Here is a 15,850-nt window from a genome sequence, read left to right on the forward strand (position 1 = left end):
GCCATATGGCCCCTGTTTTATACCTGATTATCAACAGGTTAAATTTGTCGAATTATCAATTGAGGATTTAACAATGGCAATTACTGCTGCCCTGGTTAAAGAACTGCGCGACCGTACTGGCGCAGGCATGATGGATTGTAAAAAAGCCCTGACCGAAACTAACGGTGATATCGAAGCTGCAATCGATAACATGCGTAAGAGCGGCGCGGCCAAAGCGGCCAAGAAAGCCGGTAACATCGCTGCCGAAGGTACTATCCTGATCAAAAACGGTGCTGGTTACACTGCTCTGGTTGAAGTTAACTGCCAGACTGACTTCGTAGCAAAAGACTCCAACTTCCTGGCTTTCGCCAACGAAGTTCTGGACGCTGCCGCTGCTGCCAAAGTGACTGTTGAAGATCTGAAAGCTCAGTTCGAAGAAGCGCGTGTTGCCCTGGTTGCCAAAATCGGTGAAAACATCAATGTTCGTCGCGTTGAGTACATCGACGGTGACAAGATGGCTTTCTACCGTCACGGCGATCGCATCGGTGTAGTTGTTACCGGTGAAGCCGATGAAGAAACGCTGAAGCACATTGCAATGCACGTTGCTGCCTCTAAGCCTGAGTACGTTAACCCAGAAGACGTTCCAGCCGAAGTGGTTGAGAAAGAGCGTTCCGTTCAAGTTGAAATCGCTATGAACGAAGGCAAGCCTCAGGAAATCGCTGAGAAGATGGTTGCCGGCCGCATGAAGAAGTTCACCGGTGAGGTTTCTCTGACTGGTCAGCCATTCATCATGGAGCCAAAGAAAACTGTTGGTGAAGTTCTGAAAGAGAAAGGCGCCACTGTGACTAACTTCATCCGCCTGGAAGTGGGTGAAGGTATCGAGAAGAAAGAAGAAGATTTCGCTTCTGAAGTAGCTGCCCAAATCGCTGCTTCCAAGAAGGCTTAATCGCCAATTCTTAACCCTCCCAAGACCGCAGCAGCCGCTGCGGTCTTGTTATGACCAGGACAGAAAAAGATGAGCACCAACCCAAAACCTGCATTTCGACGTATTCTGCTGAAACTGAGTGGCGAAGCCCTGATGGGCGAAGAAGGCTTCGGTATCGATCCCAAGGTACTGGATCGTATGGCCCAGGAGATTAAAGAGCTGGTTGAGCTCGGCATTCAGGTTGGCGTGGTCATCGGTGGCGGAAACCTGTTCCGTGGTGAAGGACTGGCCAAAGCTGGTATGAACCGCGTGGTGGGCGATCACATGGGTATGCTGGCGACAGTGATGAATGGTCTGGCGATGCGTGATGCGCTGCACCGTGCCTATGTTAATGCCCGTCTGATGTCTGCTATTCCGCTCAATGGTGTGTGCGATAGATACAACTGGGCCGAGGCTATCAGCCTGCTCAAGTCCGGACGTGTGGTGATTTTTGCTGCCGGTACCGGTAACCCATTCTGTACTACAGACTCTGCTGCTTGCCTGAGAGGGATTGAAATTGAAGCAGAAGTCGTGCTAAAAGGCACTAAAGTTGACGGCGTATATTCGGATGATCCGATGAAGAACCCCGAAGCCGTCAAATACGATGAACTGAGTTACACTGAAGTTCTGGATAAAGAATTGAAAGTCATGGATCTGGCCGCCTTCACCATGGCCCGTGACCACGACATGCCTATATTGGTCTTCAATATGAATAAGCCAGGCGCACTGCGCCGGGTGATCATGGGTGAAGAAGCCGAAGGCACGCTGATCAAAACGAAATAACCGACTGATTGCAAAAAGGACATTTAACGTGATTGATGCGATTAAAGAAGATGCACAGGTTCGTATGGACAAGTGTGTAGATGCCACCAAGGCGCAAATGGCCAAAGTGCGTACCGGCCGTGCTCACCCTGCATTGCTGGACTCTATCCAGGTGTCTTACTACGGCACCATGACCCCGCTCAAGCAGGTGGGTAATATCTCTGTTGAAGACAGCCGCACTCTGGCGGTTAACGTATTCGACCGTAGCATGATCCAGGCCGTAGAGAAGGCGATCATGAGCTCAGATTTGGGCCTGAACCCTATGTCTGCTGGTGCCACTATCCGTATCCCTCTGCCGGCTCTGACCGAAGAGCGTCGTCGTGATCTGGTTAAAGTGGTTCGCGCCGAAGCCGAAAACGGCCGCGTGGCTGTGCGTAACGTTCGTCGTGATGCCAACTCTGCGGTGAAGAACCTGGAGAAGGAAAAAGAGTGTACCGAGGACGATGTACGCCGTAGCGAAGAGGAAGTGCAGAAGATAACTGACGCACATATCAAGAAGATAGACGAGCTGTTGGCCGCAAAAGAAGCGGAATTGATGGAAGTCTGATATTGACTCGCTAAACTAGAGTTGATGCGCCGTGTAGGGGTATACTACGCGGCGTTTGTCTATTTATAAGGGTTGTTTATTCAGATGTCATCCAATATGGAAGCCGATCCTACGACTCCAACCAGCACCGGCGACTGCCTGACCTCTGAGTGCTTACCGGAGCAGCTTTCAGAGCTGGTAAAGCAGTCTATCCCGCAGCATGTGGCTATCATTATGGATGGTAACGGCCGTTGGGCTCAGGCCCAGGGTAAACCCAGAGTCATAGGCCATAAGGCCGGTGTCAAGGCTGTGCGCCGCGCCGTGAGTACCGCCAGGCAACTCGGGGTACGTTCACTGACCCTGTTTGCGTTTTCCAGTGAAAACTGGCGTCGTCCGGATCAGGAAGTCAGCCTGCTGATGGAACTGTTTTTTACCGTGCTGCGCCGGGAAATCAAACTGCTGCACCAAAACGGTGTCCGGCTGAACATCATAGGTGATACCAGCCGCTTCTCCGAGAGACTGCAAAAGCAGATCCGCGCAGCCGAAGAGAAAACCGCCGCCAACTCAGAGCTTATCCTCAATGTTGCCGCCAACTATGGTGGCCGCTGGGACATAATGCAAGCTGCTCGTAAACTGGCCGAAAAAGTAGAATCCGGTGAAATGACCAGCAGTCAGTTCAGCGAAGAGGCCTTGGCAGAACATTTGTGCATGCAAAATCAACATGAAGTTGATTTAATGATCCGTACGGGCGGGGATTACCGCATCAGTAATTTTATTCTCTGGCAGGCGGCTTATGCCGAGTTGGTCTTTACCGACACCCTTTGGCCGGATTTTGATGAGCAGGCGTTTCGCCAGGCAGTGGCGACTTTTGCCAGCCGCCAGCGTCGTTTTGGTCTGACCGGAAGTCAGATAGAAGAAATACGCAGCGTATAACATCTTACGAGGGACATTTTTTTGCTAAAACAACGAATAATAACAGCAATTTGGTTAATCCCACTGGTTATGGGGGCTATCTTTTTGCTCCCGGCAAGTTATTTTTCATGGGCCTTGGTGGCGGTATTTCTGATTGCGGCAAAAGAATGGGGCCGCATTATCGACAGCCGCTGTGAGGTCACTCAATGGAGTTTTACCGCTACCCTGGCGATAGTGCTGGTGGCGATTAATCTTCTGGTGCCGGCCGATGCCGTCTGGTCCAGGGGCCAGTTACACCCCATTATGCTGGCCATCATTCTTATCGGTGCCTGTTGGTGGTTGTTCTCTCTGGTGCTGGTGATCTCCTATCCCCGCAGCGCCAAACTTTGGCAGGGCAGCCCTATGCTCAAGTCCATGTTCGGCCAGTTGACCCTGCTACCTTGTTTCGCTTCCCTGATATCCCTCAAAGCGCTCAGCAGTCCTGCTGACCCTTATTTTGGCGGTATCCTGGTGTTTTTGGTGATGCTGACGGTATGGGCCGCTGATTCAGGGGCCTACTTTGCCGGTAAGGCGTTGGGGCGGATTAAACTCATGCCCAATGTCAGCCCGGCCAAGACCCTGGAAGGTTTGCTGGGTGGCCTGCTGACCACCATGGTGGTAGTGGCCGGTGTTTGCTATTTCTCTCCCGAACAGGAGCTTGGACTGCTGGTTGCCGTGACCCTGTTTACCGCACTTGCCTCGGCGCTTGGCGATCTGTCCGAGAGCATGTTCAAGCGCGCCGCTAAAATTAAAGACTCGGGCACCATATTGCCCGGCCACGGTGGTGTGCTGGATCGCATCGACAGCCTGACCGCAGCCTTGCCCGTCTTTACCCTTATCTATATTGCATTCTGGATGTAGTGCTATGCAAAACATGGTGATTTTAGGAGCGACTGGCTCAATTGGTGCCAGTACCCTCAGTGTGATCCAACATAATCCGGCGGCATATCATGTTTATGCGCTGGTGGCCAATACCAATGTGGACAAGATGGCCGAGTTGTGTGCGATCCACCGACCTGAAATTGCCCATATGGTTTGCCCTCAAGCGGCCAAGGCATTGGCCGAGCGTTTGGGTGCCGGCTCGGATACCCGGGTCAGTACCGGCGAGTCCGAACTGCTGGAGCTGGTGACTCACAGCCGGGTCGATACCGTGATGGCGGCCATAGTTGGCGCCGCCGGTATGATACCAACGCTGGCATCGGTCAAGGCAGGTAAGCGAGTGCTGCTGGCCAACAAAGAGGCGCTGGTAATGTCCGGGCGCTTATTTATGGAAGCCACCCGCCAATCGGGCGCGACTCTGCTGCCGGTAGACAGCGAGCACAACGCTATTTTCCAATGCCTGCCGGAAGCCGTGCAGCAACAGCTGGGTTATTGCAACCTTCAAGGTGCAGGGATTTCATCGATTCTGCTCACCGGCTCAGGCGGGCCATTTTTGAGCGCCGATCTTGCCAGTCTGGCGAGTGTGACGCCGGCCCAGGCTATCAAGCATCCCAACTGGTCCATGGGGCCTAAAATTTCTGTCGATTCGGCGACCATGATGAATAAAGGGCTTGAGTATGTAGAGGCTCGTTGGCTCTTCAACGCCAGTGCCGAGCAGCTCAAGGTGGTTATCCACCCCCAGAGTGTGATTCACTCCATGGTGCAGTATCAGGATGGCAGCGTGCTGGCACAGCTGGGTAATCCGGATATGCGCACCCCGATAGCCCATTGCATGGCCTATCCAGAGAGAATTGTCTCCGGGGTTGAACCTTTGGACTTTTTCAAAGTCGGACAATTGAGCTTCTGTGAGCCGGATTTTGCCCGCTATCCCTGTCTGGAGCTGGCAATGAGTGCCTGCGCCTCGGGCCAGGAAGCCACTACAGTGCTTAATGCAGCCAATGAAATGGCCGTCGCCAGCTTCCTTAAAGGGGAAATCGGCTTTACCGATATCGCCCGGGTCAATGAAGCCTGTTTGGCGCGTGTGCCCCAATCGCCTTTAAATTCCATAGCGGATATTCTGGCATTGGACGGCCAAAGCCGTCAGTATGCTCAGGAAGCTATCGCCGGATGCAAGTGAGGAAAATAAGGTCTGATGTTTGATTTTTTATGGAACCTGGGCGCTTTTATCGTCGCCTTGGGGATACTGATCACCGCCCATGAATATGGCCACTTTTGGGTAGCCAGGCGCTGTGGTGTCAAGGTAGAGCGTTTCTCCATCGGCTTTGGTAAGGCGATTTGGCGTCGCCTCGGTAAAGATGGCACCGAATATGTGATAGCCATGATCCCGCTTGGGGGCTATGTCAAAATGCTCGACGAACGGGTCGAGGACGTGCCCGAAGAGCTTAAAGATCAGGCATTTAATCGCAAGAGTGTCTGGGCGCGTATCGCGATAGTCGCTGCCGGGCCGATAGCCAACTTTATCTTTGCCATTTTCGCGCTCTATATTATGTATCTCATCGGCGTGCCTTCACTCAAGCCGGTGATCAGCGATGTCAGACCAGGCTCGCCTGCGGCCGTGATGCAGATAGATGGCCCACAGCAGATAGTGGCGGTTTCCGGGCAAAAGGTACGCAACTGGGAAGAGGTGAATCTGGCGCTGGTCGGTCATATCGGCGATGACAGCATGAGCTTGACCCTGAGGCCTCTCAGCCAGGTATCTCAGCCAGATGATGGGCTTGAGCCTTCCGGACGCACCTATCAGTTGGATATTCGCAACTGGCGTTTCGATCCGGAAAAAGAATCCCCCTTCAGCACCCTGGGGCTGGATATCTTCCGTCCGGATGTGATCCCTGAAGTGGAGACGGTTACCGAGGGCGGTGCGGCCGCCAAGGCCGGGGTCAAGGCCGGGGATATTCTGGTGGCCGTCAATGGTGAGGCATACAGCGACTGGCAAACCTTTGTCGGACAAATTAAAGTATCTGCCGGAAAGCCGCTGCAACTGACGGTTAAACGCGGCGGTGAGCAACAGACCTTCACTCTTATCCCGGACAGCCGCAAGGGTGCCAATGGGGAAATGGAAGGTGTCATCGGCCTGGCGCCCAAAGCTCCCAAGTGGCCGGACAATATGCTGCTGGATCTGCAGTATGGCCCGCTTGAGTCTATCTCGGTGGCGGCAGATAAAACATGGCAACTTGTGGTAGTCAGCTTTAAGATGATTGCCAAGTTGTTTACCGGTGATGTTTCGGTTAAAAATTTGAGCGGCCCCATCTCCATCGCGCAGGGGGCCGGTAACAGCGCCAACATAGGGTTGGTCTATTTTCTCGGGTTCCTCGCCCTGATAAGCGTAAACCTCGGCATTATTAACCTTTTGCCGTTGCCAGTGCTGGACGGGGGACACTTGATGTATTACTTGGTGGAAGTAATAACAGGTAAGCCTGTATCCGAACGGGTACAGGAAATTGGATTCAGATTTGGGGCGGCGTTGCTGCTGATGTTGATGAGCATTGCCCTTTTCAATGATTTTGCCCGACTCTGAGCAAGGACAGACAAATAATTAGAAGTGCGCTATGCGATTGAATAAACTTTTTGCCTCGATGTTATTAGTCGGCGCGTCGTTTTCAGGGAATGGTTGGGCAGAGTCTTTCCAGCCTTTTGAAGTGACCGACATCCAAGTTGAAGGTTTGCAACGAGTGGCACTCGGTGCGGCCTTGCTGAGTTTGCCTGTCAAAGTGGGCGACACAGTCGATCAACTCAAGTTGCAACAGGCGATAAAGAGCCTGTATGCCTCCAGTAACTTTGAAAATGTTCAGGTGTCCCGCGATGGCGGGGTGCTGATAGTGTCGGTACGTGAAAGACCGACCATCAGCGCCGTTACCTTCGAAGGTAACAAGGACATCAAAGATGAACAGCTGCAGGAAAGCCTGGACGGCAGTGGTGTGAAGGTGGGCGAAGCCCTCGACCGCACTATGCTCTCGGGTATTGAGAAAGGCCTGCAGGACTTCTACTACGGCGTGGGTAAATACGGCGCCAAGGTCGAGGCTCAGGTGATTAACCTGCCTCGTAACCGGGTAGAACTCAAGTTCAAGTTTACCGAAGGTCTGGCGGCCGAAATCCGTCAGATCAACATAGTGGGTAACGAGCGTTTCAGCGATGCCGACCTTATCGGTATGCTGGAGCTCAAAGACTATGTGGCCTGGTGGGATCTGTTCGGCGAGCGCCGTTATCAGAAGCAAAAGCTGCAGGCCGACCTCGAAACCATCAAGACCCACTACCACAACAATGGTTATATCCGTTTCAAGGTGACCTCGACTCAGGTGGCGATGACGCCGGACCGTAAGGGCCTCTACATCACCATTAACGTCGATGAAGGCGACCAGTACAAGGTTAAGGAAGTCAACCTGACCGGTGAACTCATGGGCCGAGAAGAGTTGCTCAAGGGTATCTTGCCTATCAAAGCCGGTGAGCAATACAACGGCGCCGATGTCACCTTTACCGAAGAGATGTACAGCAAGTATCTGGGTCGTTTCGGTTATGCCTATCCAGAGGTGAAGACTTTCCCTGAGATCGATGATGAAACCAAGGAAGTCACCCTGAATGTTAACGTCAAGCCCGGCAAGCGTGTTTATGTCCGTTCCATCAACTTCACCGGTAATACAGTGACCAAAGATGAAGTGATGCGCCGTGAGCTGAGACAGATGGAAGGGGCCTGGTTGAACTCGGCCTTGGTCGAGCAATCCAAGGCGCGCCTCAACCGTTTGGGCTACTTTGAAACTGTCGATACCGAAACCGTGCAGGTGCCGGGCACAGACGACTTGGTGGATGTGGCCTTCAAGGTGAAAGAGCAGCCATCAGGCTCCTTTAACGCTGGTGTAGGTTATGGTACCGAGTCAGGACTGAGTCTGCAGTTCGGGGTTCAGCAGTCCAACTTCCTCGGTACGGGTAATCAGGCCGGGATTAACCTGAACACCAACAAGTACTCCAAGAACGTCAACCTGTCTTATACCGATCCTTATTTCACCAAGGATGGGGTCAGCCTGGGTGGCAGCATCTACTGGAACGAGTTCGATGCCAACGAGGCCAACCTCGAGCGTTATAAGAACAGCTCCTATGGGATTGCACTCAACAGCGGTTTCCCCATTAACGAGTACAACAGGATCAACGGCGGCATAGGCTATCGCCATAACACCATTTCTGAAATTTCCAGTTATGAGCAGGCGATCCGTTTCTATAACATTTACCGTGACAGTGATGACCCCAACTCTGACTTGAGCTTCGACAACTTCGAGCTCAGCCTCGGCTGGTATCGCAGTACCCTTAACCGCGGAACCTTCCCAACCGATGGTTCATCCCAGCGTTTGAGCGGTAAGATCACGGTTCCAGGTTCTGATCTGCAGTACTTCAAGACCGACTTTGACACCAGCTTTTACTGGCCGCTGACCCGCAGCCACAAGTTTGTGCTCTTGACCCGTGCCCGTTTGGGGTATGGTAACGGTTACGGTGGTTTCAATGAAAACGACCAGATCCTGCCATTCTGGGAAAACTACTACTCAGGTGGTTCCAGCTCACTGCGTGGCTTCAAGTCCAACTCTGTGGGCCCAAGGGCTTTCTATCTGTATCGTGGCAGCGAGCCTTGTTCACCCAATCCGGATGGTGAAGGCTGTAGTCTGCCGGGCGATCCAAACCAAGTTTACATCAGTTCAGGCCGTTCTATCGGTGGTAACGCCATCGCCACGGCCAGTATGGAGCTGATTGTGCCGACTCCTTTCCTGGATGAGGCCTATAGCAACTCAGTACGTACCAGCTTCTTTATCGATGCGGGTAACGTCTGGGATACGGAGTTTGATTATGACTCCTATCGTTTCTTGCCGGCAGATGAGTTTTCCAAGTTGGCCGATTACAGTGATCCGAGCCGTATCCGTGCTTCCTGGGGTCTTAGCCTGCAATGGCTGTCACCCATGGGCCCCATGGTGTTCAGCCTGGCCTGGCCTGTTAAGGAATACGACGATGACGAGACCGAGATCTTCTCGTTCAATATTGGCAAAACTTTCTAAATTACATAAACTCGGCAAGCATTGCTGAAGAAAAACAAGGAGTCTGATTTTGAAAAAAATGGTAAACGGCGCACTGATGACGCTGATGTTGATGGGTGCTCCCCTGGCCGCACAAGCGGAGAAACTGGCGGTTGTCGATATGGGCGCCGTGTTTGAACAACTGCCACAACGCGAGCAGATCAGCAACGCACTCAAGACTGAATTCGGCGATCGTATGGCTGAAGTACAGAAGCTGCAGGAAGACCTCCGTGGTTTGCTGGAAAAGCAGCAGCGTGATGCCGCGCTGATGAGCGAAACGCAAAAGACCGAACTGGTTCGTAAAATGGAATCCCTGAAGGCTGACTATCAGCTCAAAGGTAAGGCGCTGGATGAAGATCTGCGTCGTCGTCAGGGTGAAGAGCAAAACAAACTGCTGGTAAAAGTGCAGAAGGCTATCAACACCATAGCTGAAAAAGAGAAGTACGACATGGTACTGCAACGCGGCGCCGTGGTTTATGTTAAGCCAGCTGCCGACATCAGCTCCAAAGTGGTTGAAGCCTTGAGCAAAGGCAAGTAAATCGATGAAGTCTTTTTCGTTGAAAGAGCTTGGCCAGCTGTTGGGGGCCGAAGTTCGTGGGGATGACAGTGTGACTGTCTCCTCTGTGGCGACACTTGAAAAGGCGCGGCCGGATCAGATCACCTTTCTGGCCAACACCAAATACCGTAGCCAGCTGGAGCATACTCAGGCTGGTGCGGTATTGATCTCGCCTAAAGAGTTGGACGGTTTTGCCGGTAACGCCTTGGTACTCAATGACCCTTATGTCGGCTTTGCCAGAGTTGCGCAATTGCTGGACAGCACGCCGGTTGCGGCAGAGGATATCCATCCCTCGGCGCAAATTCATCCCAGTGCCAAACTGGGTGAGGGCGTTGCTATTGGCGCCAATGCGGTCATCGGCGCCAACAGTATTTTGGGCGAAAATGTCCAGATAGGTGCCGGTACAGTGGTTGGTCAGGATGTCATCATAGGCTCGGGCAGCCGCCTGTGGGCCAATGTCACCGTCTATCACGATGTACATTTGGGGCAAAACTGTATCGTTCACTCTGGGGCCGTTATCGGCTCCGATGGTTTCGGTTATGCCAACGAACGCGGTCAGTGGATCAAAATCCCTCAGACCGGCGGCGTGCGCATAGGTGACAGAGTGGAGATTGGCGCCGGTACTACTATAGATCGCGGCGCGATCGATCATACTGAAATCCATGATGGCGTGATAATCGACAACCAGGTGCAGGTAGCTCACAACGATATCATAGGTGCCAACACTGCGATTGCCGGCTGCACAGTACTGGCAGGCAGCGTGACTATAGGTAAACATTGTATTATTGGTGGTAACTGCGCGATTTCCGGTCATCTGAGCATTACGGATGGGGTGCACGTCACTGGCAGCACCAACATTACTAACGATGTTCGTGAACCTGGGGTATACTCCTCGGCCACTGTGGCCATGCCCAACAGGCTGTGGCGTAAAAATACGGTTCGCTTCCGTCAGTTGGACGAGCTGTTCCAGCGGGTCAAAACCCTGGAAAAAACCGTTAAACCCCAAGATTAATACCGCTGTGCGTTAAGCGGCATGAGGAAACGAGTTCGTGTCTAATCAATTAAATACAATGGATATCAAAGAGATTTTGGCTTACCTGCCACATAGATATCCATTTTTGTTGATCGATAGAGTACTGGATTTTACTCCGGGTGAAACTCTGCATGCGATCAAGAACGTCACCATCAATGAGCCTTTCTTCCAGGGGCATTTCCCTGTTCAGCCGGTTATGCCTGGTGTGCTCATTCTGGAGGCCATGGCGCAGGCCACCGGCTTGTTGGCGTTCAAGACCATGAGCGACAAGCCGTCTCCGGACGTGCTGTATTATTTTGCCGGTATCGACAATGCTCGTTTCAAGCGGGTTGTTGAGCCAGGTGATCAGCTGCACTTTGAAGTGAAGATGATCAAGGAACGCCGCGGGATTGGCGTTTTCTACGGCGAGGCCAAAGTGGATGGTGAGCTGGTGTGTTCAGCCGAAATCATGTGTGCCCGCAGAGAGATTAGCAAGTGATAGATAAATTAGCTTTCGTTCACCCCGAAGCCAAGATAGGTAAAAATGTCACTATCGGCCCCTGGAGCTACATAGGGGCGGATGTGGAGATCGGCGATGACTGCTGGATCAGTTCCCACGTGGTTATCAAGGGACCCAGCATCATTGGCAAGGGCAACCGGATTTTCCAGTTTGCCTCCGTTGGTGAAGATTGCCAGGACAAGAAATATGCCGGTGAACCTACCCGGCTTATCATGGGTGATAACAATATCATCCGTGAGTCTGTCACCATTCACCGCGGTACGGTGCAGGACAACAGCGAGACCCGTATCGGCTCCAATAACCTGTTTATGGCCTATGTGCATATCGCCCACGACTGCGTGGTGGGCGACAATGTGATCATGGCCAATAACGCCTCTATTGCCGGTCATTGCCATGTGGGTGACTGGGCTATTCTCGGCGGTATGACAGGGGTGCACCAGTTTGTGCACATAGGTGCCCATGCCTTTACCGCAGGTTGCTCTTTGGTGCTGCAGGACGTGCCTCCTTTCGTGATGGCCTCTGGCCAGGCGGCCATACCACGTGGTCTGAATATGGAAGGCATGAAGCGCCGCGGTTTTGCCAAAGAGACCCAGCAAGCGCTGCGCCGGGCCTACAAGACCCTGTATCGCAGCAGCCTGACTCTGGAAGAGGCCGTTGCCGCCATGGCTGAAGACGCCGCAAAAGAGCCGCAGGTACAAGCATTTGTTGATTTTGTGACCTCCTCTAATCGAGGAATTATTCGCTGACACAGTGAGAACGAATGACACAAAATAGAAAGTTAGTCTTTGCAATGGTCGCCGGAGAAATCTCCGGCGATATTTTAGGTGCCGGCCTGATGAAAGCATTGCAACAGCGCTATCCGGACGCCCGTTTTATCGGTATCGGTGGCCCCCGCATGGAAGCACTCGGATTCGAGTCGCTGTTTGCCATGGAAGAGTTGGCCGTGATGGGAATTGCCGAGGTGCTCTCCCGCCTGCCCAGATTGCTGAAGATACGCTCGAGTCTGGTCAAACAGATAACCGCGCTGCAGCCGGATTGCTTTATCGGCATAGATGCCCCGGACTTCAATATCGGCCTGGAGCTCAAGCTCAAGGCGCGCGGGATCAAGACGGTGCATTATGTCAGTCCGTCGGTTTGGGCCTGGCGCCCTAAGCGGATATTCAAAATCGCCCGCGCTACCAACATGGTGTTGTCACTGCTGCCGTTTGAAAAAGCCTTTTACGACAAGCATCAGGTGCCTTGTACTTTTGTCGGCCACACTCTGGCCGATGAGATACCGATGGAGAATGACAAGCGTCTTGCCAGAGAAGCACTCGGCTTGAAAGTCGAAGCCGAATATCTGGCTATCCTGCCGGGTTCCCGTGGTGGTGAGCTGAAGATGTTGGCCCAACCCTTTGTGGAGGCGGCCAGGCTGCTGAAACAGCGCTATCCGGATCTCAAGTTTATTACCCCCCTGGTGAATGAAAAACGCCGCGAGCAGTTTCTTGCCGCACTGGAAACCTATGCGCCGGATCTGGAAATTCATATGACGGAAGGGCGCTCTCGGGAAGTGATGGCTGCCAGCGATACCATCTTGTTGGCATCGGGCACCGCCACGCTGGAAGCCATGTTGGTCAAGCGCCCCATGGTGGTCGGCTATCGGGTTAGCCCTATCACTTACCGTATTGCCAAGCGGATGATGCAGATAAACCACTTTTCTTTGCCCAATTTGTTGGCCGGAAGGGAGTTGGTGCCGGAGCTTATCCAAGATGATTGCACTGCCGAGCGGATAGCCGAAGAGGTGGGCAAATTGCTGGATAAAGATAACCGGCCGCTGCTGGCCGAGTTTACTAAGCTGCACAGCCTGCTGGCCTGCAACGCCAGTGAAAAGGCGGCCCAGGCGGTTGTGGCCTTGCTCGATAAAAAAGCCGAGGAAAGATGACAGTTTATAAGCAACTCTCGGAAGCCGAAGCGCAGCTGTTGTGCCAGGGGCTGGTCGCCGGGGTAGATGAAGTGGGGCGTGGCCCCTTGGTCGGCGATGTGGTCACCGCGGCGGTGATCCTGGATCCCGCCAATCCAATTAGCGGCCTTAATGATTCCAAGAAGCTCAGCGAAAAGAAACGCGATGCCCTCTATGAAGAGATCCTGGCCAAGGCGCTGGCGGTCTCAGTCGGTCGAGCCAGCCCGGCGGAAATCGATGAGCTCAACATATTACATGCCACCATGTTGGCGATGCAGCGCGCCGTGGCGGGCTTGAAGGTGCGTCCCGAGAAAGTCTTGGTAGATGGTAATCGGACCCCGGATTTTGGCCTGCATTCAGCCGCAGTGGTTAAGGGCGATGGTTTAATCCCGGCCATCAGTGCCGCCTCTATCATAGCCAAGGTCACCCGCGACCGGGAGATGGCCGAGCTTGACCTCCGCCACCCTGAGTATGGTTTTGCCGCCCATAAGGGCTACCCCACCAAGGCGCATTTCGAAGCCTTGAGTCAACACGGTGTCTTGCCTGAGCACAGACGCAGCTTCCGGCCGGTACGCGAATGGCTGGAGCAGCATTCATAAGCCGTTCTGAAACCTAAAGATGCAACCAAAAGGGCAGCAGCAGCTGCCCTTTTTTGTCGGTTATCACCCCGTAACATCTATTGATGGTTTTCGCCATTTATACAACTTTTATACAAACCCTACGGATATTTACACCCCGTTTTTATACCGGTTTTCATAAGCTTTGACCCTGAAATTAAAGTCTTTTTCAGGAGATATTCACTATGGCTGTTATGGAGTGGGCCGCTTTGCTGCTGGCCTTGGGATTATTTGGCTATCTGTTTTTTGCCCTGTTGCATCCAGAGGATTTCTGACTATGTTGACTATGGAATCCTTAGGTTTGCTGGCGATTTTTCTAGGGCTCTTGTTGGCGGCATCCCTATTGTTGGCAAAGCCGTTGGCGTTATTAATCCGGCATCAAAAGCCTTTCAAACGCGAGGCGGCGCTATGGTCCGGGATGGCCGCGGTATTTGAGGAGATGAACTGGCGCCAATATGCGGCGGCGCTCTTGTGTTTCAACACCCTTGGCGCCCTGTGCCTGATGCTTATCCTGCTGTTGCAGCAATATCTGCCGCTTAACCCGCAAAACCTGCCGGGGATGGATTGGCAACTGGCGTTCAACACTTCAATCAGCTTTGTGACCAACACCAATTGGCAGGCCTATTCGGGCGAAACCAGTCTCAGTTACTTCAGCCAGATGGCGGGGCTGACGGTGCAGAACTTCTGCTCGGCCGCCACGGGTATGGTGGTGGCCTTTGCCATAATCAGAGCCTTGACAACCAATGGGCAGACTATGCTCGGCAATGCTTGGTTGGATTTGCTGAGGGTGAACCTCTATCTGCTGTTGCCTCTGGCCTTGTTGATCGCCCTCTTGCTGGTGCAGCAGGGCGTCATTCAGAATCTTGCCGCTTATCTGCCGGTGACCGGATTGGAAGGGCAACAACAGCTGTTGCCCATGGGGCCGGTAGCATCCCAGGAAGCGATTAAGATGCTGGGTACCAATGGCGGCGGTTTCTTTGGTGCCAATTCGGCGCACCCCTTTGAAAATCCCACGGCGCTGAGCAATCTGCTGCAGATGCTGAGTATTTTCCTGTTGCCCTGCAGCCTGGTTATCGCCTTTGGTCTCTGCGCCGGGGATTGGCGCCAGGGGGCGAGTATTTTGGGGTGTATGGCATTGGTGTTTGTGGCGGCCTTTCTATGGATAAATCACTCTGAGCTGCAACTGCAGCAGATGGCCGACATTCACTTCCCCGGCAATATGGAAGGCAAGGAGACTCGCTTTAGCATCGGAGCAAGCAGCCTGTTTGCCACTGTCACCACGGCAGCTTCCTGCGGCGCAGTGAATGCCATGCACGACTCCTTTACCGCGCTCGGCGGCATGATGCCCATGTGGTTGATGCAACTTGGCGAGGTGATCTTCGGCGGCGTTGGCAGCGGTTTTTACGGCATCTTGCTGTTTGTATTCCTGACAGTGTTTATTGCCGGGCTGATGATAGGCCGCAGCCCCGAGTATCTGGGCAAGAAGATTGAAACCCGGGAGATGAAACTCGTCTGTCTGGCTTTGCTCTGTTCGCCTGTGATAGTGCTTTCCGGCGCGGCGCTTGGCTTGGTGCTCTCTCCCGAGTCGCTGCAGGAAACCGGGCCCCATGGCTTCAGCGAGCTGCTGTACGCCCTGTCATCGGCGGCCAACAACAACGGCAGCGCCTTTGGTGGCTTCAACGCCAATACGCCTTTTTACAACCTTCTGCTGGCGGCGGCCATGCTACTTGGGCGCTTTGGCGTGATCCTACCTGTGCTGATGATAGCCGGCAGTATGGCTGCCAAACCCGCCCAAGAGGCAGGCCCAGGCACCTTGCCCACCTATGGCTGGTTGTTTGCCAGCATGTTGCTGGGAACCCTCTTGCTCTTTGGCGCCTTGACCTTTATTCCGGCATTGACTCTCGGGCCTGTGGCCGAGCAGCTGACTTTCCCGTTGCCGCAAGCACTGATGACAGCTCAATGAATTCAGGGAGAAAC

General features: G+C 53.3%; 16 protein-coding genes. All 16 read left to right on the forward strand.

What is annotated here, in order from left to right:
- The first annotated feature begins 73 nt into the window (after positions 1–73).
- The 16 genes from tsf to kdpA all read left to right on the forward strand — a co-directional run bounded on the left by tsf (position 74) and on the right by kdpA (position 15,836).
- Positions 74–925 (forward strand): translation elongation factor Ts, encoded by an 852-nt coding sequence (gene tsf, locus N512_RS0106990; RefSeq protein WP_028779851.1) that lies wholly within the window; start codon positions 74–76, stop codon positions 923–925.
- Between the two features lie 69 nt (positions 926–994).
- Positions 995–1,726: a UMP kinase gene (gene pyrH / locus N512_RS0106995; RefSeq protein WP_025010980.1), complete on the forward strand. Its 732-nt coding sequence runs from the start codon at positions 995–997 to the stop codon at positions 1,724–1,726.
- 28 nt (positions 1,727–1,754) lie between these two features.
- Positions 1,755–2,312 carry a ribosome recycling factor gene (gene frr, locus N512_RS0107000; protein WP_025010981.1) on the forward strand — a complete coding sequence of 186 codons (558 nt, stop codon included), beginning with the start codon at positions 1,755–1,757 and terminating at the stop codon, positions 2,310–2,312.
- Positions 2,313–2,396: 84 nt separating this feature from the next.
- Complete coding sequence (uppS, locus tag N512_RS0107005) at positions 2,397–3,224, forward strand: polyprenyl diphosphate synthase (RefSeq protein ID WP_028779852.1); 828 nt, start codon at positions 2,397–2,399, stop codon at positions 3,222–3,224.
- Between the two features lie 21 nt (positions 3,225–3,245).
- Positions 3,246–4,103: a phosphatidate cytidylyltransferase gene (locus N512_RS0107010; RefSeq protein WP_028779853.1), complete on the forward strand. Its 858-nt coding sequence runs from the start codon at positions 3,246–3,248 to the stop codon at positions 4,101–4,103.
- 4 nt (positions 4,104–4,107) lie between these two features.
- Positions 4,108–5,298, forward strand: coding sequence for a 1-deoxy-D-xylulose-5-phosphate reductoisomerase (gene ispC / locus N512_RS0107015; RefSeq protein WP_028779854.1), 1,191 nt, complete (start codon positions 4,108–4,110; stop codon positions 5,296–5,298).
- Between the two features lie 15 nt (positions 5,299–5,313).
- Positions 5,314–6,696 (forward strand): sigma E protease regulator RseP, encoded by a 1,383-nt coding sequence (gene rseP, locus N512_RS0107020; RefSeq protein WP_028779855.1) that lies wholly within the window; start codon positions 5,314–5,316, stop codon positions 6,694–6,696.
- A gap of 31 nt (positions 6,697–6,727) precedes the next feature.
- Positions 6,728–9,211 carry an outer membrane protein assembly factor BamA gene (gene bamA / locus N512_RS0107025; RefSeq protein WP_025887252.1) on the forward strand — a complete coding sequence of 828 codons (2,484 nt, stop codon included), beginning with the start codon at positions 6,728–6,730 and terminating at the stop codon, positions 9,209–9,211.
- 58 nt (positions 9,212–9,269) lie between these two features.
- On the forward strand, positions 9,270–9,767 hold the full coding sequence (locus N512_RS0107030; RefSeq protein ID WP_037466989.1) for an OmpH family outer membrane protein: 498 nt from the start codon (positions 9,270–9,272) through the stop codon (positions 9,765–9,767).
- 4 nt (positions 9,768–9,771) lie between these two features.
- A complete protein-coding gene (gene lpxD / locus N512_RS0107035) occupies positions 9,772–10,797 on the forward strand; it encodes a UDP-3-O-(3-hydroxymyristoyl)glucosamine N-acyltransferase (protein WP_028779856.1) in 1,026 nt (341 codons plus the stop codon).
- A 37-nt stretch (positions 10,798–10,834) separates the two neighbouring features.
- The gene (gene fabZ, locus N512_RS0107040) at positions 10,835–11,296 is read left to right on the forward strand and encodes a 3-hydroxyacyl-ACP dehydratase FabZ (protein WP_025010987.1); all 462 of its coding nucleotides are present in this window, start codon (positions 10,835–10,837) and stop codon (positions 11,294–11,296) included.
- Complete coding sequence (gene lpxA, locus N512_RS0107045; RefSeq protein ID WP_025010988.1) at positions 11,293–12,063, forward strand: acyl-ACP--UDP-N-acetylglucosamine O-acyltransferase; 771 nt, start codon at positions 11,293–11,295, stop codon at positions 12,061–12,063. The genes fabZ and lpxA overlap by 4 nt, the downstream gene beginning before the upstream one ends.
- Positions 12,064–12,077: 14 nt before the next feature.
- Positions 12,078–13,238, forward strand: coding sequence for a lipid-A-disaccharide synthase (gene lpxB, locus N512_RS0107050; RefSeq protein ID WP_025010989.1), 1,161 nt, complete (start codon positions 12,078–12,080; stop codon positions 13,236–13,238).
- A complete protein-coding gene (gene rnhB, locus N512_RS0107055) occupies positions 13,235–13,855 on the forward strand; it encodes a ribonuclease HII (RefSeq protein WP_028779857.1) in 621 nt (206 codons plus the stop codon). Before lpxB ends, rnhB begins: the two co-directional genes overlap by 4 nt.
- 203 nt (positions 13,856–14,058) lie before the next feature.
- Entirely contained in the window at positions 14,059–14,148 is a 90-nt protein-coding gene (kdpF, locus tag N512_RS24015) for a K(+)-transporting ATPase subunit F (RefSeq protein ID WP_081737100.1), read from the forward strand.
- A gap of 2 nt (positions 14,149–14,150) precedes the next feature.
- Complete coding sequence (kdpA, locus tag N512_RS22440; RefSeq protein ID WP_156029106.1) at positions 14,151–15,836, forward strand: potassium-transporting ATPase subunit KdpA; 1,686 nt, start codon at positions 14,151–14,153, stop codon at positions 15,834–15,836.
- Positions 15,837–15,850 lie beyond the last annotated feature (14 nt).

It is taken from the genome of Shewanella sp. 38A_GOM-205m, from assembly GCF_000518445.1.
Taxonomy (GTDB): domain Bacteria; phylum Pseudomonadota; class Gammaproteobacteria; order Enterobacterales; family Shewanellaceae; genus Shewanella; species Shewanella algae.